General features: G+C 48.1%; 10 protein-coding genes. 2 read left to right on the forward strand and 8 right to left on the reverse strand.

Features of this window, described 5'->3' with window-relative positions:
- Positions 1 to 13 precede the first annotated feature (13 nt).
- Positions 14 to 391 carry a VOC family protein gene (locus VIM72_RS12800; protein WP_332003224.1) on the forward strand — a complete coding sequence of 126 codons (378 nt, stop codon included), beginning with the start codon at positions 14 to 16 and terminating at the stop codon, positions 389 to 391.
- Between the two features lie 7 nt (positions 392 to 398).
- Here VIM72_RS12800 and VIM72_RS12805 read toward each other — a convergent pair whose 3' ends face one another.
- The 4 genes from VIM72_RS12805 to VIM72_RS12820 all read right to left on the reverse strand — a co-directional run bounded on the left by VIM72_RS12805 (position 399) and on the right by VIM72_RS12820 (position 5,750).
- On the reverse strand, positions 399 to 1,406 hold the full coding sequence (locus VIM72_RS12805) for a phosphotransferase (protein ID WP_332003225.1): 1,008 nt from the start codon (positions 1,404 to 1,406) through the stop codon (positions 399 to 401).
- A 123-nt stretch (positions 1,407 to 1,529) separates the two neighbouring features.
- Positions 1,530 to 2,627: an endo-1,4-beta-xylanase gene (locus VIM72_RS12810; protein ID WP_332003226.1), complete on the reverse strand. Its 1,098-nt coding sequence runs from the start codon at positions 2,625 to 2,627 to the stop codon at positions 1,530 to 1,532.
- 40 nt (positions 2,628 to 2,667) lie between these two features.
- A complete protein-coding gene (locus VIM72_RS12815) occupies positions 2,668 to 3,750 on the reverse strand; it encodes a glycoside hydrolase family 43 protein (protein WP_332003227.1) in 1,083 nt (360 codons plus the stop codon).
- Between the two features lie 41 nt (positions 3,751 to 3,791).
- Positions 3,792 to 5,750: a family 43 glycosylhydrolase gene (locus tag VIM72_RS12820; RefSeq protein ID WP_332003228.1), complete on the reverse strand. Its 1,959-nt coding sequence runs from the start codon at positions 5,748 to 5,750 to the stop codon at positions 3,792 to 3,794.
- Between the two features lie 300 nt (positions 5,751 to 6,050).
- On the opposite strand from VIM72_RS12820, the gene VIM72_RS12825 reads away from it, so the two are divergent.
- Complete coding sequence (locus VIM72_RS12825) at positions 6,051 to 10,160, forward strand: hybrid sensor histidine kinase/response regulator transcription factor (protein WP_332003229.1); 4,110 nt, start codon at positions 6,051 to 6,053, stop codon at positions 10,158 to 10,160.
- Between the two features lie 209 nt (positions 10,161 to 10,369).
- On the opposite strand, the gene VIM72_RS12830 is transcribed toward VIM72_RS12825, so the two are convergent.
- The 4 genes from VIM72_RS12830 to VIM72_RS12845 are packed head-to-tail and all read right to left on the reverse strand — an operon-like array spanning position 10,370 to position 18,168.
- The gene (locus VIM72_RS12830; RefSeq protein WP_332003230.1) at positions 10,370 to 12,526 is read right to left on the reverse strand and encodes an endo-1,4-beta-xylanase; all 2,157 of its coding nucleotides are present in this window, start codon (positions 12,524 to 12,526) and stop codon (positions 10,370 to 10,372) included.
- A gap of 17 nt (positions 12,527 to 12,543) precedes the next feature.
- Positions 12,544 to 13,497 carry a DUF5627 domain-containing protein gene (locus VIM72_RS12835; protein ID WP_332003231.1) on the reverse strand — a complete coding sequence of 318 codons (954 nt, stop codon included), beginning with the start codon at positions 13,495 to 13,497 and terminating at the stop codon, positions 12,544 to 12,546.
- A gap of 54 nt (positions 13,498 to 13,551) precedes the next feature.
- Positions 13,552 to 15,315: a RagB/SusD family nutrient uptake outer membrane protein gene (locus VIM72_RS12840; protein WP_332003232.1), complete on the reverse strand. Its 1,764-nt coding sequence runs from the start codon at positions 15,313 to 15,315 to the stop codon at positions 13,552 to 13,554.
- 33 nt (positions 15,316 to 15,348) lie between these two features.
- Positions 15,349 to 18,168: a SusC/RagA family TonB-linked outer membrane protein gene (locus tag VIM72_RS12845; RefSeq protein ID WP_332003233.1), complete on the reverse strand. Its 2,820-nt coding sequence runs from the start codon at positions 18,166 to 18,168 to the stop codon at positions 15,349 to 15,351.
- Positions 18,169 to 18,170 lie beyond the last annotated feature (2 nt).

The following is an 18,170-nucleotide window of genomic DNA, read 5'->3' on the forward strand; positions in this document are numbered from 1 at the left end:
GACAACTGCAAAAATGAAAAAAGTAACAGGTATAGGCGGCATTTTCTTCAAATGCAAAGATCCCAACAAAATGAAAGAGTGGTATCAGAAACATCTTGGTTTAAACACCAACGATTACGGCGCCACTTTTGAGTGGTACGAAGGTGCAGACAGTACAAAGAAAGCCAGTACGCAATGGAGCCCTTTTGATGAAACCACGAAGTACTTTGCTCCTTCTACCAAAGACTTTATGATCAACTACAGGGTAGAGAACCTGGAGCTACTGGTGGAGGAGCTAAAAAAAGAAGGCGTTACCATCGTCGATAAAATTGAAAGCTACGACTACGGCAAGTTTGTACATATCATGGATGTGGAAGGGAACAAAATTGAACTATGGGAACCAACTGAGTAGTGCATTACTACTCAAATTGCGCTATTGCGTCTGCAAAACGGCTTGTGCGCATTTGTTGAACCGCCTCATTAAACAAGGCTTTTCCATACATAAATTGTCCTTCATAGGCTGCTAACGATAGTTTACCCAAAGCCATTAAACTGCCAAACGCTCTTAAATCATTTCCTTCCATTTGCTGGTCGTGCTCATAACCGGCTGGCTTTTGCTGCAGGGCAAGCTGGAACATCAGTAACGAATAAATTATCCTGCAAACCTGGCGCATCACATAAAAGCGCGCCATTTTATGATCATCAACAGCACCGTTGAAATATGCGTGCAGCAATGCGCTCTCCTGTTCTTTTGTTTGCACAAAGAAATTAGCCGCATTGGCCAGGTCCACATACCGGTCATTTAAAGAGGCCACATCCCAGTCAATGATCCATATCTTTTCCCCATCACATAAAATATTACTTGGATTAAGGTCGTTATGGCTAAACACTTTGTCCGACGCCGTCCGGGGATACCTGCTCCTGATGGTTTCGTAATGCTGAAAGCATTCGTCAAATAACGGCCCTGAAAGCATGTTAGTCTTCCTGAACTGCTCAATCATCCCATCCACCGTTTCAAACAGGTCTTTTCCTTCGCCATTATAAGGTATTTCATGCAGGGTTCTAATAGCGCCCCCAAGTTCAACCGCCAATTTATCAGGCGCAAAAATACCACGCACCGGTTTGTTCTCTATAAAATCGCTGATCACAATCCCCTGCTGTTTATCTTCATATCTCAGTGCAGGCGCAATACCGGCTGTTGCTGCCAGGGTCAGGCTATCGGGAATTGCAATGGCATTATTAGGGGTGATTAGCTTAAGCACATAAGGTTGCCCGCCGGTCACAATTTTATAAACAGCAGAACCCGACAATCCGCCTGCGAGTAAGGAAATACTGGTAACATCAGCAGTATTGAAAGCCTTTACCAATGCGGCTTCTATAGCGGCTATCCTTTCTGTTGGTATAGCGGAAGAATATAATAATGACATAACTTACGATTAAAACCTGGCTATCCTTTCATTTTCCAATGGCAGCAAATATAGAATATAAAAAGCAAAAAGGGGTGTTATAGAATACCATAACAGCCCCTTTTGCATACTTTTTCTCATTATCTAAAACCGCACCACCGACCAAAACGCTTTTTTAGGTTGCAGGTCTTTATCAAACAACAACGGGTAATCTTTCCGCCCACGCACAGGAAAATTATCAAGCCAGCTATGCCTGTCGGATATATTCCAGAAAGTAACGCCGGTTAAAGCACTGCTGTACTTCCTGAAAATTTCAAAGCACATACTGAATTGTTCGATCTGCTGCTGCTCTACGGCCGGGGTAAAAACGGCTGCACTGTCGCCCGCCTGTCTTGTGCGCATCTCATGCTCCTTCGGATAAACGGATACATCAAATTCAGTGATCTGCAGTTTCAGGCCCAATGGTATAAAATCCTTAAACGTATTTTCCAGCTGCTCCCTGGAAGGTTCGTTGATGGCCCAGTGCCCTTGCAGGCCAATTCCATGAACCGGTATGCCTTTACTTACCAGGCCGTTCAGCAACTTTATTATTTTCTTCCGCTTTACAGGGTTTATTTCGTTGTAATCGTTATAAAACAACAACGCATCCGGGTCGGCTTCATGCGCCCACTGAAATGCCTTCTCAATAAATTCCTCCCCGCAGATCCGGTACCATAAAGAGCTCCGGCAAAATTCACGGGGATCATCACTGATCGCCTCGTTCACCACATCCCAGGCATACACTGTGCCCTTGTATCTTTTTACTACGGTAGTAATATGTTCTTTCAACCTTTGCAGCAATACTTCTTTGCTTACCTGCTGCCCGTTGGCATCCTTAAAAATCCATCCGGGCGCCTGCCTGTGCCAGACCAACGTATGTCCCCGCAACTTCATCCCGTTCCTGCGGGCAAAGGCCGCTATGGAATCGGCCTCCTTCCAGTTATACCACTGCTCGCCGGGGTGGATAACGCCCATTTTCATGGCGTTCTCCGGGGTAAGACTATTAAACTGGCTGATAAGCAGTCCTGCTTCATCTGTTTGCAGGGCATGTGCCGACACGGCCACGCCTATAGGAAAATAGTTTTTGTAATAGTCTTTCAATCCTCCCGTACCGGGAGCTACGGCAGGATGCCGGCGATAGGCGAAGCAGCAAACGCTCCCCAGAACAATCAAAGCTATAACAGCATAGCTGGTGTATTTCATAAAAGATGATTTCATTAAACAGTTATTTCCACAACCGGTGTTATCTGAATGCGCTTACAGGCTGAATGGTACCGTCGCTGTTATACTTCAGCTCCGTTACCTTCACGTTCCTCAGGTGCGTTTTGCCCGACAGCTGTGTATCGTGGTAAAACAAATACCATTTGCCGCCGGTTTCAATAATAGAGTGATGGTTCGTCCAGCCATCAACAGGTTTCAGTATCACCCCCTGGTATTTAAATGGTCCGTATGGGCTGTCGCCTATGGCGTAAACGATATTATGCGTATCACCGGTGGAATAAGAGAAGTAATATTTGCCTTTATACTTATGCATCCAGGCTGCTTCAAAGAAACGTTTGTCGTTATCTTTTTCCATGAACTGGCGGCCATCGCTGTCTGTTATCTTCACTTCTGCCGCTTCTCCCTCCAGGCTTTTCATACCAGGAGAAAGCTTTGCAACACGTGGAAGGATGGCCGGTTCCTCTTTGTTGCGCAACTTCGCAGCAGCATCATAACGGTTGTTATTCCAGTGCTGCAGTTGCCCGCCCCAGATACCGCCAAAATATAAATAAAAGGAGCCATCATCATCCCTGAATACGCAGGGATCAATGCTATAGGTGCCTGCTATGGGATCCTTTTCTGCGGTAAAGGGGCCTTCCGGCCGCGTGGAAGTGGCCACTCCTATCCTGAATATGCCCTGTTTATCTTTAGCGGGGAAATACAGATAGTAGGTACCTTTTGAGAAAGCCGCATCAGGCGCCCATAGCTGTTGCGATGCCCAGGGTACATCTTCCACCCGCAGGGCTACGCCATGGTCTGTTACCTTTCCCCCGATGGCATCCATCGAGAGGATGTGGTAGTCGGCCATCCTGAAGTGATCGCCGTTGTCGTTCTCGGTAGTTTGCGTGGCAGTGTCGTGGGAAGGATAGATATATATTTTACCCTCAAAATAATGCGCCGACGGATCAGCGGTATAAATATGCGATACCAGCGGCTGTGACGCATATTTACCGGTATCTTTTTTATTTGTTACCTCCTGCGCGTTTACCCGGCTACATGCAGCCACATAAAAAAACAGGCAGAGCGCACGTTTAATCCATATTGTGCTATAATAACCCTGATGCATATATGTTGATTTAGTGAATAAAAACAGACCTGTACGCCTTATCATTTCCCGGGATCATTGGTAAAAGAAAACCAGTTCAAACCAGCTGCCGTGTTCCCTGTAAATTTAAATGTCAGTTGGTGCGTTCCCGTTAGTTGCTTCACCGGCACACGAATAGTTGTATATGCTTTTGTCGAAGCAGCCGGCAATGTTACCGACGCAATGGGATGCAATGAGTCTTTATCTGCATACACATCAATATGCCCCTGCCCCGGGGAAACCCGCAGCAGCAGGTACTTATAACCATTCTCAAAATCCACGCGGTTAAACCGGAACCATGCGCCATCTGCTAAATGAGCTATATCCTGCTCCCCGGGCTGGCTTGTATCCGCACTGGCTTTTACGCGTGCCAGGTGTATTTCATCATACATCTCCGCCTGCACCAGCGAGGAGGCTTTAAAAAGATTGGGCGGGCCCTGGCGGGTCTTCATCCGGAACCAGTTGAAATCCACATTACCACCCGGCTTGCGGGTGGCATAGTTGAACAGCGCAAACCTGTTGCCGGTGAACATCTTCAGGTTAAACTGCATGTTCAGCGTATCCCCGATGGGAATAAAATTGCGGTTATCAAAACTATAATAAAAATGAGCCTGGTTGCGGATGGTATTTACCGATGCTTTAAAGAAGATGACCTGTCTTTTACCTAAAGCAATGCTATCAATGATTTTCCCGGCATTCTCCATTACTATGAACTTCGACTGCTCCCCTGCCTTTACGCCTATTAACGCATGCGGCAGCTGCAATACGGCAATACCTGCCATATCTCCCGCCTGCATCCGGCTTACATCCAGTTCTGTAACAGCGTCTGAGAACGGACCAAATATGCGTTGCGTTAGGGTGTTTCTGGCCGTGGTGAGATCCGTGGCAATATGGCTGGTGGTTAGCCGTAAATACCCTTTGCGCGCCGCCAGGGACCATGCACTGTCGTTGGGATTATGATTCCATGCCCACTGGATCCCGGGCTTGCTTTCGTTAAATTCATCGCTGGTAGGCAGCACACGCACCGGTGCGCTCGCCCCTGTATTGGGTTTGGTATAGGTAACCACAGCGCGGCCATTTTTCCCTACCATGGGCCATCCATCCACCCATTGCACAGGCTGCAAGGTGGGCACTCTTCCCACGCCTATCCTGTCCTGGAAAATAATGCTCCACCATTCCCCCGTCTGGGTTTCAATTAATGCGCCCTGGTGCACGCCCATGCCATGGAGGTTCATATCATCCCGCAGCACAATCTTTTCTTCATAGGGGCCATAGATATTTTTTGACCGCAGGCAGCACTGGTAGCCATCTCCGCCTCCATAAGTGGCATAAATATAATAGTACCCGTTGATCTTGTAAACATGCGCGCCCTCCAGCCCCCGTCTTTGCACTTTGTCAAATACCACGCTGTCTTTCCCGATAGGTGCAAGCATGGAATCCACCTCCGTCACCGAGATCTTAGAATAACCATGCGCTATATAGATGCGCCCATCGTCATCAAAAAAAAGCCCCGCATCGTAATACGGTCTTACCAGCTTCCGGATTTCCCAGGGGCCTTCCGCCTTTGTTGCTGTACATAAAAAGCCGCCTTCATCGAGGGTAAGGAAAAGGATATGAAATTTGCCGTTGTGGTAACGGATACTGCTGGCCCACTGCCCTTTCCCGTAGCGGTTGCCGCCGTTCAAATCATAAAAGGGATGTTGTTTAAACTGCTGTACCGCGTTGGAGGCATACTCCCAGTTCACCAGGTCCTTCGACTTCAGCACGGGCACACCCGGGAAAAAATACATGGTAGTGGCTACCATATAATAAGTGTCTCCCACACGGATCACGTCATTGTCCGGGAAATCGGCCCAGATAACCGGGTTGGTATAGGTGCCGTCTTCATTATCCGACTGCTGGGCACGAAGCGAAGTGCTGATCAGCAGGAGGAACATAACGAGGTATCTTTTCAAATTCTTTGCGGATAAATTATTACGCATCTTCATAGAATTACATAACGTGCTGACATTTAGTCACCCGATCATACTTACCAGGTAACTGCTGATGATAAAACAAAAATACCCGGCGCATCTTTCCGCCGATAGCTCATTTGTTGAAATTCATAGCACAATTGTCGTTCAGACAATAATTTATCTTGTAACAGACTGCCTCCGGGCATGTACCAGGTATATTTACTTTTAAGATTGACTTACAATACTTAAATTCGGCAGAAGAAATGAATTCCCGGGATCCACGTATGAAACATTCAACCAACATCTTGCTTTTAACGATTACCATCTATGTTTAAATATAAACTAACCTGTTTCTGTTGTCTGCTATTCCTGGCCAGGATAAGCTGGAGCCAGGCCAAAAAGATAAATTTCACCACACTGGCCTCGAAAGACGGGCTGATCTCCAATGCGGTGAACTGCGTTATCAAAGATCAATACGGCCTGATGTGGTTTGCCACAGATGATGGCTTAAACAAATTTGACGGTACCAATTTTACCGTTTACCGGCATAACCCCGGCGATTCCTCCAGCCTGAGGGCCAACGAAGTATTAGCGCTGCACGAAGATAAAACCGGTAACCTCTGGATAGGCACCGGCGGCGGCGGCCTGAGCCTCTACAACCGCAGAAAGGACGCCTTCATCCACTTTCCCGTAAATGCCAATACTCCTGAGCTCCCTGCCAATGCGGTTATATTGGACATCTGCAGCGATACCTCCGGCAAAGTATGGATAGCGCAGTTCGAAAACCTGTTCCTTCTCAACCCTGCCACCCGGCAGATTTCCAGGATCAGGCTGCGCACCGGCCAGGAAAACCCCGATGCGACCATGGCGCTGGCCTGCGTTTTTGTGGACCATCAACAACAGGTATGGGTGGGCACCAGTACCGGCCTTTACCGGTATTCCCCTTCCACCGGTGCTTTAAAACTGATACTTAACAGCAACGCCGGTGCCGGCGCAGCAGATAATGATGTGAAGGCTATTACAGAAGACAAAAACGGCAGGCTCTGGGTGGGTACCGCCACGGGGCTTTGTATACTGCAACCGGATGGCAAAGGATTTACCTCCTATGCCCGGCTAAGCGGTAACACCTTCTTCAGTCACATACAGGTGAACTGCATCGAGCCAGACAACGATAACCAGTTATGGATCGGTACACAGGAAGGACTGATCGTTCTTAATCCCGTCACCAATACTTTCAATCACTACCTTCCCGATAACGAAAATATTTACAGCATCACCAGCCAGTCCATAAAATGTACTTATATCGACCGGCAGGGAATTTACTGGATAGGTACCTTTCGGGGCGGCGTCAATAAATACGATAAAAACCTGAACCTCTTTAACTTTAAGCCCGGTACCATTTTCCATACACATAACCGCAAATCGTCTATAGTAAGCGCTTTTGCAGAAACCAGCGATGATATACTGATTGGCACTGATGGCGGCGGTTTGTTCCGGTTCAACCGTCAAACCGGGAAAGTACAGCCGGTGAATATCCCCCTTCCGGCCAACGATTACATTTCCATTATGGCGCTTCATTATACCCGGAACAGGAAACTGTTCATCGGCACTTATGGGTTTGGCCTGCTGATACAGGACGTAGCCACCGGTAATTATAAACACCTGGTAAAAGGTACCGGCCCCGGCAACCTGAACGCCAATGATATTTTTTGTATAAAGGAAGACAGCAAAGGCAATGTATGGGTAGGCACTAACGGTGGTGGTGTGAATATCTTAAAGAATGAAGAAATCGTTGCCAGGTTTACGCCCCATCCCAGGCCCGGTATGCCCGGTGAAAAAAAACTGCCGCTCAACGGGTACATCCGGACCATAGAGGAAGATGCGGCCGGCAACATCTGGATAGGCACGCATGGCGGAGGCATCGGCGTTTATCATCCCGGTACCGGCCAATGGGATATCTATACGCAAAGCAACAGCCAGCTGTCGGGCGATAAGATCCAGGTGATCCTGCGCGACAGCCGCGGCAACATGTGGGTAGGCACTTATGGCGGAGGCCTGAGCCTTTTCGATAAAACCACCGGGCGGTTTATCAACTACGTTGAAAAAGATGGATTGCAGAATACTACTATCTACCAGATCCTGGAAGACCGGGACCATACCCTCTGGCTCAGTACCAACACCGGTATCAGCAGCTTTAATACCCTCTCAAAAAAGATCCGGAACTATACCCATTATAACGGCGCGCAGAATAATAATTTCGTGCATACATCCGGGATACGCTTGTCCGACGGAGATATTATGTTCGGCGGACTTGAAGGCTTTAATTACTTTACCCCCTGCAGTTTAACGGTGAATAAAAATGTACCGGTGGTACTGCTTACGGATCTAAAGGTGTCCAATAAATCTGTGATCCCCGGGGAAGACAGTCCAATCAAAGACCATATTTCTGTTACCCGCGATATCAGGCTTGAATACAAACAGAATTTTGCCCTCAGCTTTGTAGCACTGAATTATACCATTCCCCGGAAAAATTACTATGCCTACAAACTGGAAGGGTTTGATAAAGACTGGAACTACACGGGTACCGCCAACACTGCCTCGTACACCAACCTGGATCCGGGGGTGTATACCTTTCATGTAAAAGCAAGCAATAACGACGGCATCTGGAATACCGGCGATACTACCATAAAGATCTACGTGCGGCCTCCATTCTGGCGCACCGTGTATGCTTATATATTTTATGCCGTGGTTATTTGCGCGCTCCTGCTGTACAGCCGCTACCTGGGCATCGCCAGGATAAGAAAGAAGTTCCTGGCAGAGCAGGAAAAACAGGAGATCAAACGGGTACGTGAACTGGACCGGATGAAAATTAAATTCCTCACCAATCTCAGTCACGATTTCAGAACGCCTATTTCACTGATCCTGGGCCCCGTGGAACAACTGATCGCCGGGGAAAAAACCGCCAACAGGATTGAAAAGCTGAACATGATCAAACGCAACTCCAGGCGCCTGCTCAATCTTGTGAATCAATTGCTGGATTTCAGGAAGATGGAAGAACATGAACTGAAACTGCAGTTGTCGAAAGGAGAACTGGTGACCTTTATAAAAGAAGTGACAGATTCCTTTACCGACTTTGCCGAAAGAAAAAAGATCCGGTTCAGTTTTAACAGCGTCCCGGAATCGCTGTATGTTTTCTTTGACCACGATAAAATGGAGCGCATCCTTTTCAACTTACTGTCGAACGCATTTAAATTCAGCCTGGAAGACGGCAGCGTAACGGTGGAATTAAAACTATCGGAAAAGCCCGCCGCTCCTGGTCAGCAGTGGGTGCTCATCGTGGTGAAAGATACAGGCATCGGTATCCCTAAAGACAAAAGGGAAAAAGTATTCGACCACTTCTTCCAAACCAATACCAGCTCCGCTATACTGAACCAGGGCACCGGTATTGGGCTATCTATCACAAAGGAATTTGTAAAAATGCATGGAGGCACTATTGAAGTGGAAAGCGAATCCGGGCAAGGCGCTGCCTTTTCCATACAACTCCCTTTACAGGTAGCGGAACAACATACTCCTGCATCTGCGCTGCTGCCAATAGTGTTGCCACCTGTACAGCCGGTGTTGCAGGAGGCTGCCGCCGGACCTGAAAATTTCCCTGAAATGTCAACTATCTTATTGGTGGAAGATAATGAAGACTTCAGGTTCTATCTCAAAGACAACCTCCGCAACAGCTACAAGGTGATAGAAGCAGCCGATGGAAAAGAAGGCTGGCAAAAGGCGCTGGCGCTGCACCCGCATATCATTGTCAGCGATATCACCATGCCACAGATGGACGGCATCAGCCTGCTGCAAAAACTCAAGTCTGATAAAAGAACCAGCCATATCCCGGTAATATTGCTCACAGCGCTTACCAATGAAGAGCAACAGATCTCCGGACTGGAAACCGGCGCCAACGATTATCTCATCAAGCCTTTTAATTTCGAGATCCTTCACGCGAAGATCCGGAACCTGCTGCATCTTAACCACACGTTGAAAAACACGTATACCAAACAAATAAAAGTACTGGCCCCGGAAGTACAGGAAGAATCATCAGAAGAAAAGCTGCTCAATAAAATTGTGAGCCACCTGGAAGAAAAGCTCACCGATTCGCAACTCTCCGTGGAGAGCCTCAGTAAAGAAGTGGGTATGAGCCGCAGCTCTTTGTATAATAAATTGCTGGAGCTGACAGGGCAAACGCCGGTGGAGTACATCCGCTCTTACCGGCTGGAAAAAGCCATGACCCTCCTGAAAAAAAGCGACATGACCATTGCCGAAATCGCTTACCAGGTAGGCTTCTCCACGCCCAACTATTTCGCTAAATCATTCAGGAACAAATACAATATGCTGCCATCGGAATTTGTTGCACAGATCAAAAAAGGCAGCGCCGGCGAAAAAGTGTAAATGCAGCGAGGTGGATCGCCTTCGGCGATTGTCCTGGAGCATGATTACGCTGATTATAATGATTTGTTTGATTTTTATTTTTGGGGATTTTATAAAAGTATTTAGGGAGATAAAAGCATACCTGCTTTCATCTCCCTAAATATTAAAATAATTTCAAAAAAATAAATCAGCAAAATCAGTGTAATCCTGTGTCAGACAAAACCCGCTTGTTATTTCGCATTAGCTTCCAGCGCCTGCGCAGTAGCTGCATAACCCAGCTTCCTCACATACGCCTCTGTCCAGATGCCTATCGGCTCGCCTGCCCGCCAGGAAGAATTGGCACGGCTGTCTAAAGGGCTCCAGATGGTAATGCCATAGCGTTGCTTTGCAGGAATAAGCTCAAAATATTTATCGATCACATACTTATACATATCCGCCTGGGCTTTGTAATGCTCCGCAGTAGCCTGGGGTGTTTTAACGCCTACGCCTATATCCAGTTCGGATATTTTGATCAGTTTCCCGGTGGCCGCCAGCAGCCTGAACATCTCCGCAATATTCTCCTTACTGGTAGTAGTGTTGATATGCATTTGGGTACCAATACCATCTACTTTAGCGCCTTTGCTTTCTATATAATTCACATAGGCAATCAGGCCACGGCATTTATCAAGACTGTATTCAAGATTATAGTCGTTGATAAAATGAATATCGGTTGCATTGCCATATTGCCTGGCCATTTTAAATGCGGTAACTGCGTAATCCTTGCCCAGGTAGTCCTGCCAAAAGAATTCGTCCGCTGCTATGTTGGGCCTGCCTATACCCGTCTTTAATTCATAAGGGTTGCCATCATCCATGGGCTCATTTACCACATCCCACGCCTTTACCATGGGTTTCCCCGCTCCTACCATGCCGTTCATCCATTTATCAAGCGCTGTGGTAAGGATGGATTTTTTTTCCGCTGCGGTTTTCTCCACGATAGTAGTAGCGCCGCCGGTGGCTTTTGTATTCTTTAATACCACATCATCGATATAAACGGTACCGGCAAATTCACCGTAACTAAAAACCAGCCGTGTTCTGTTGGCCGCAGTAGCCGTGGCAGCTACGCTCACCTGCTGCCACTCCGTAGTAACCGCCACCTGTCCATACCCGTTGGAGGAATAGTCGGCGCTTTGCAATTCCGGGCGGATGATCCCGGCGGCTGTGCCTTTCACCCAAAAACTCAATTCATAGGTTTCCCCGTTATCCAGCGGGGCGGCAAAGTCGTAGCTGGTTTGCACCTCCCAGTAGTTAGCGGTTTTTGCAGGATTGGTCACATAAAAGGCTTTGCCTTTGTTACCTACTCCCATGCCATCAGCGGTGACACCGCGGGTGGAGCTGCCTCCCCAGCCTCCCCAGCCGCTTCCGGATTCAAAATTGCCGTTGCTTACAAGGTTGCTGACCACGGGTGTGCCCTGGGTATCGTATACGAATAAATTGTTGACGTCGATGTAATAAGTCACCCCGGGTTTGTACCCCAGGTCAAAATGCAGCTTAATACGATCCCCGGAAAAATCATCTACTGTAAAACGGATCTCCTTCCACGAAATCCCGGTAGTAAAGGTAGCAGAAGCCGTTCCTGATTTGGTCCAGTCTACCGAAGGCGTATTGTTATTCAATCCTTCAAAAGAGATCCTTCCTTCACCAGCTGCATTAGATTTGATATACATCACTACTTCATACTTATGCGTTTTATTCACCGTCACGCCCGGCGTCACTAACTGCAGGTCTGTAGCGGCATTCGAGCCGGCGCCGGCTACCAGCTTAATGGCTTTGTTCCCTGCTCCCATGCCTTCTCCATCTGCGATGGAAATACCAGCCCCGGGATGCGCCACGCTCCAGCCGGTAAAAGTTTTATCCTTCAACCCTGCAAGGCTCAGGTCATTCGGATAGGCGGGAGATGTTACCAGTAAAGGACTGATTAATCCCTTCAGGTAGCTGGCATTCTGGTTGGCATGCCACATGAGGGTATGGCCGTATACCTGCATCCCTGATGCACCTGCCGCCTGGAGCAGGGAATTTATTTTCACCAGGTCTAAACTGCCATCGACCTTCACTACGGCTCCATGTTTCATTTCATAACCCAGTACTATTTCATCGAAGTTCCTGTTGGCTAACCGGTACATCACTCCCTTATCCAGGTATTCCTGCAATCCCAGCGCTACTCCCAGCTTAAACCCGGGATGGGCAACGCGGTTAATATAACTTTTCAGGGCAGGGTAAGCATCTATGTTTTCCTGGGCGGCAATGCTTTCCGGTTTATCTACATTAAAATCGAGCGCCTGGTATTTATTGCAGGAAGTAATGATAACACAACCAATAAAACCAACGGCTATTTTATAAAGTCGATTCATAAAAATTACTTTAGTAGTTATTTACTTACTGGCGTAAATGTTTCCATGGTTACCGCCCTGTCTCTTAATACCAGCGTATCAGTTGTAGCCACCTGCATACCTGCCACGGCCACCTGGTAATTGAGATAAAGCGCATCGCGGTCTTTACTGCCCCAGCTGTTCTTCTCTCCCCTCTTTACAAACCGGCCGCTTCCTGTTGCTGTAAAACCTGCGCTGCCGGCGGAAATGGTGCATTTATCCTGGTCGTCGAACGTAAGCAGCAGCGTACAATAAACATTCACGCCGTCTTTGTCTTTATACACTACCGGGAATTCCAGCTCCTTCACAGAACGGGTGTTCAGTTTATTCACCTCGTCGGACTCCACATATTCCTTATGCCTTACAATTGTCTGGTTCACGTTTCCGGACACTACATCTTTTCCCCTGCGCAGGTAGTTCCCATGCCAGGTGTTCACGTATTTCACGGCGTAAAGGATAAAATCTTTCCCGCTCAGTATAGAGTCCGCGCCGGATTTATCGGTCATGCGCAGCGGGATCACATAAGTATTCCTGGTGGTTTTGGGATCATTGAAAAAAGCATCCGTGAGCTGTACTTCCACTCCTCCGGCAAGCGTGCCTTCGGGGATCACGATCTCGCCCGCGGCAAGTGAATAATAATTGGCGGGCATGGGCAGGATCTCCTCTTTCCCTGCGCCAAACAGCAGGCCATTTCCCAGCAGGGAGTTATCTACCCTGATCCCTATATGCAGGTCCTTTTTACTGTAATAAACGCCTCCCGTGGTGGCCATGATCTTACATTTACGTTGGTTATCCAGCTCGGTGCTGAATATATCTTCACCGAAAGTGATGGTCCGCACAGGATACTGGTAAGCGAAATACACGGTCTGGTATTCATAATCCGGGAAGGTAACCTCCTTGTTGCATGCTGCCAGTATAAAGAGCAGCATCACGGGCACTAAGAACTTTTTCATCTTCATTAATTTCAAAATCAGGAAAAAATTATTTCGTTATAAAGCAATATCCTGTTAGCGCCAGCCTTTGTTCTGTTCCAGGGAGCTGAACTTCAGGATCTCTCCGTAAGGAATAGGGCCATAGATCATGAATGGCTGGAACTGCCTGTTTTCCACATTTACAACGGAATAATTATTATTCCGTATGCTTACGCCTTTGGCGGTTTCACCAAGACCGGCATTCCAGCGGCGCAGATCCCAGAAGCGGAAGCCTTCAAAGCACAGCTCTATTCTCCTTTCATTCCTGATCAGCGCCCTCATTTGTTCCTTGCTGCCCCTGCACTGTTCCAGGTGAGGATCGCCGTTGGTAGTACCTACGCCGGCTCTTGTGCGGATGGCTTTAATAACATCATAGGCGGAAAAACTGTAAGCGCCGGTACCTGTTGGTCCCCAGGCTTCGTTGGCAGCTTCTGCGTAGTTGAGAAAAATTTCCGTGTACCGGATATGCGGTTTATAATGTCGCTGGTTGTTCGCCGAGTTGGGATTAAGGTTTACATCCTGGCGCAATAGCTTGCGCAGGTAGTAACCGGTGCGTGTGGATGTTTCCACTTTGTTCAGCGCATCATTGGTAGGCCCGTCTGCCGCGGTATTGATCGTTGTATTATTCGGTCCTGCAGTACCGCCATTCACTAAAATGAACATACGCAACCGGGGGTCCCTTCCGGCATAAGGATTAGAGGCGTCATAACCGCTGGCGGCATCCGTAATGGGAAGACCGTTCGCCATCGGGAATGCATCCACCAGGTTTTGAGTAGGATTAATACGGCCGTTGCCAAACAAACTGGGTGGAAAATTGGCTTGTTCCAGGTCGCGGTTATCGCCATAATTATTTCTCCAGAGTATTTCAGATGGATTGGCGCCATCGGCCAGCCCGGCTATTTCTGAAGCATTTGAATACCAGGTAAGCCCATTGGCCGATAAAGCGCTTATTCCGCCTTTCAGGGCAATTACTTCACCGGCATAATTTGCCGCATCTGCCCAGGTGGTGGTGCTGCCGCTGCTGAAAGCGGGGCTTGCCGCCAGCAATGCCGCTTTTGAGCGGATAGCCTTTGCTATGCGGCCGGTAAGGAAACCGCGGAAAGCGGAACCAAAGGCGCGATCGTACTGCTCTTTGGTAACAGTGCCATACTTCGGAGGTATCTGCGATGCGTTGGGGATATTCTCATAATCAGTAGGCAACAGCTGATCGGCCTGCGCCAGGTCGCTGTAGATCTGCTTCATGCAAGCATCAAAATTGCTCCTGGGCTTGTTGAAGTCGGAATTGGTTCCCTGTACATCCAGGTTAATGGGCACTCCAAGTATAGCGGAGCTTTCAGACATGCCGGCATGCGCCTGCAGCAGGTGATAGTAGAAAAGAGCGCGCAGGCCGCAGGCTTCTCCCTTTATCCGCATGGCGAACAATTTGCTCACCACCGGGTCTGCGGCCCATTTTACGGTGTCTACATCCCTTAGTGTAATGTTGAGATATTGAATAGCCGCGTATGCATTGCCCCACTGGTTAAGCGGGTTATTATTGGCGGTCCATTGCCCGTTGGCAATTTTCAGGAACGTATTGTTCTGATCGTTGGTTACTGCATCGTCTGTAGCTACATCGTTAAACGACCATGAATTGGTGGGTATGCGGTTATAACCATTCAGCAACACGCCAAACGGCAGCCCTGCATTATTGGGAGGATAATTCCCCAGCTCCTGGTTATTCTCTATTTCCGGCGTCAGCAGGTCTTTACAGCCGGTAAGCAAAAAAACAGATGACAGGAATATGATGATATTTCTTTTCATAAAGTGGAAACTTGATTGATTGAAAAACAGGAATCAGAACATTGCTTTTACACCAAGGTTATATAAGCGGGTTTGCGGCGCACTGCCAATATTCATCTCCATCAGCTTACGTTCGGCAGAAAGCGTGAGCAGATTGAAGCCGCTCACATACACGCCCATCTCCTGCACAATTTTCTTATTGCCAATCAGGCCGCTCAGATCATAAGAGATCTGCACTTTAGCCAGGTCGATGCGATTGGCCTTGTACAACCAGAAATCCGAATTGCGGAAGTTATTGTCGCTGTTGAAGGTGGTTAAACGCGGGTACTTCGCCGACGCTGCTGTTTCAGGCGTCCAGCGGTCCCTTACCACTTCGGAATATTTGTCTTCCCCATCTACCCAAAACCAGGAACTGTTCTTCATGCCATAGGAACCAAACCGGCCCTGGGCCAGCGCAAAGAAGGATAGATCTTTCCACCGCAGGCTGATATTTAATCCCAGCGTAAGCGGCGAGCCATACCAGCCCCCACGGCCCAGGTATACTTCATCGCGGGTATCAATAATGCCATCTCCATTCTGATCTTTATACTTGATATCACCTGGTTTCACCTGGCCAAAAGATTGTGAGGGAGAATTTTTGATATCATCTGCATCCCGGAAAAAGCCCTGGTGCTGCAGTCCCCATATTGCATCCAAAGGCTTGCCCTGGCGGTTCTGGTAATTGTCTTCATACACCTCCGCACGTTTGGTAGCAGTGGTTTTATACCAGGTGCCCACCAGCCCTATGGAATAATTAATGGCCGACAGCTTTTTGTTTAAACTAAGGTTGAAATCAACGCCCACGCGTTTGTCGTCGTTATAATTGATATAGGGAATAAAAGAAGACACCGGCCAGCCTGTGGTGAAATAAGAAGGGAACAACACGTCGGGCTGGATGATGTTGCCGGTGATACGGTTTACAAAGAAATTACCATCCAGTTTTACCAGTTCATGGAAAAAAGATCCCTGCAAACCGATGCTGATCTCTTCCCTCTTTGGGAAACGCATAGCAGGATTGGCGCCCCGCCTGGATTCTGTGGCCTGTACACCGGTACCATCCTTCCATCCAAACCAGCTGCCTTGTGTAGTATAAACACCCTGGTATAAATAGTAGGAGGCAATATCCAGGTCAGTATGCAGGATACCTGCGCTGGCGGTTAACCGCAGATCATCCACTCCACGCACACCGCGCATAAAAGGCTCGTTGCTGAGCCGCCAGCCTAATGAGGCGGTAGGTGAAAAAGCGGTACGGTTGCCTTCCGGCAGCTTCGCACTGTGCACTACGGCGCCGCTGAAATCAATGTAGTAAGTATGATCAAAATTGTAGCCCAGTTGCAAACCCAGATTGGCATTACTGGTACGGTGATACACGGCCGATTCAGATTGCTGGAAACCATTCACCAGTAACACAGCAGAAAGATGATGCCGGTTGTTAATGGAATTCACATAATTGAACTGACCTGTAGCGGCAATGGTTTGCCGGTACCAGCTGTTGCTTACATTCTGTACGCCGGAAGTAGCGTCCTGGCCGTATTGGGTAAGACTGCTGATCAGGTCCACTCCCGAATAATTATTCCAGGTAGGCGCATACACCGCATAGGTATTATTGAAGGCCAGGTTATAGGAAGTGTTATAATCAACCGCAAAGGTAGAGCGGAAAGAAAGCCCTTTCAATACATTCCGCAGATCTGCATTCACGCCGGTATTGAACTGGAACTGCCTGCTGATGTATTTGTTGTTGCCACCGGCATAAATAGCTGCAAACGGATTGGTTTGATCCAGCTGCGTTCCACCCAGCAGGTATTTCCCGTCAATAATATGATTGCTGTTTTTCACAAACACATTAGACGCTTCATCTGTTGGTTCAATCATATCCAGCGGGATGAGCGGCGCAAAACGGTGCGGGCGCAAGGTAGCCGCGCTTTCCCAGTAGTTGGCATTTACGCCTCTGCCGGTATAGAAAATGGCAGTAGCATCTACATTACAGGAAATATACTGGTTGAGATTAACATCCACATTGCCGCGCAGGTTGAAGCGGTCGGACGAACCGTTATTCACCGCCTCGCCAAAGTTGAGCAATGATCCGGAAGTCTGGTAACCAATGTTGGTATAGTAACGCGCCTTGTCATTTCCCCCGGATATTTCCGCTGTTACATCATAACGGCCAAAGGAATTTTTGAGATATTCACCGGAGTAATAATCCACATTGGGATACCTATATGGATTTTTACCGGAGGCGTACTGGTAAATGGTTTCAGGGCTATACAGTTCTGCCAGTCCATCGTTACGCCGGGCTTCATTATAAAGCGTCATGTACTCCGCCGATCCCAGGTAATGAGGATAGGCTTTGGGAACATTGACACCGGCATTGGCCCTGATGTTAATCTGCTGGTTACCTGGTTTACCTCTTTTAGTGGTGATGTAAACCACTCCTTTTGCCGCCCGGCTGCCATAAAGCGCCACTGCATTCACTCCCTTGAGAAAAGAGATCTGTTCTATTTCAGTGGGCAATACATTACCTGCGTCCCTGGGCACGCCATCAATGATAAGCAGGTAACTGCCCATGCCCCATATGCTGTTTCCGTTAAATCCATTTATCCAGCCATCCATATTTTCAAGGCTGGTGGTCATATAGTTCAGGTTCATCTGCGATGCTACACCTACTGCCGAAACATCACCTGCCAGGTCTTTTTTATCTACCTTCCGGAAGGCCACCTGCACCTTATTGTTTACGGGGATAACGGTAGTCGTTTTTACGGCGGTATCCTGTGCCTGTGAAACCGGCGCCAGGCCCATCAGCGCTACACCCGCTATTATTGCTTTTATCTGATTCATGA

Origin of the sequence: Chitinophaga sp., assembly GCF_036569185.1 — a bacterium.
Classification (GTDB): domain Bacteria; phylum Bacteroidota; class Bacteroidia; order Chitinophagales; family Chitinophagaceae; genus Chitinophaga.

Excerpts from the sequence above, each read along its gene's own strand:
- VIM72_RS12820 (WP_332003228.1), bottom strand. The coding sequence starts at position 5,750 with ATGCGTAATAATTTATCCGCAAAGAATTTGAAAAGATACCTCGTTATG.
- VIM72_RS12830 (WP_332003230.1), bottom strand. The coding sequence starts at position 12,526 with ATGAATCGACTTTATAAAATAGCCGTTGGTTTTATTGGTTGTGTTATC.
- VIM72_RS12810 (WP_332003226.1), bottom strand. The coding sequence starts at position 2,627 with ATGAAATACACCAGCTATGCTGTTATAGCTTTGATTGTTCTGGGGAGC.
- VIM72_RS12840 (WP_332003232.1), bottom strand. The coding sequence starts at position 15,315 with ATGAAAAGAAATATCATCATATTCCTGTCATCTGTTTTTTTGCTTACC.
- VIM72_RS12800 (WP_332003224.1), top strand. The coding sequence starts at position 14 with ATGAAAAAAGTAACAGGTATAGGCGGCATTTTCTTCAAATGCAAAGAT.
- VIM72_RS12825 (WP_332003229.1), top strand. The coding sequence starts at position 6,051 with ATGTTTAAATATAAACTAACCTGTTTCTGTTGTCTGCTATTCCTGGCC.
- VIM72_RS12845 (WP_332003233.1), bottom strand. The coding sequence starts at position 18,168 with ATGAATCAGATAAAAGCAATAATAGCGGGTGTAGCGCTGATGGGCCTG.
- VIM72_RS12835 (WP_332003231.1), bottom strand. The coding sequence starts at position 13,497 with ATGAAAAAGTTCTTAGTGCCCGTGATGCTGCTCTTTATACTGGCAGCA.
- VIM72_RS12805 (WP_332003225.1), bottom strand. The coding sequence starts at position 1,406 with ATGTCATTATTATATTCTTCCGCTATACCAACAGAAAGGATAGCCGCT.
- VIM72_RS12815 (WP_332003227.1), bottom strand. The coding sequence starts at position 3,750 with ATGCATCAGGGTTATTATAGCACAATATGGATTAAACGTGCGCTCTGC.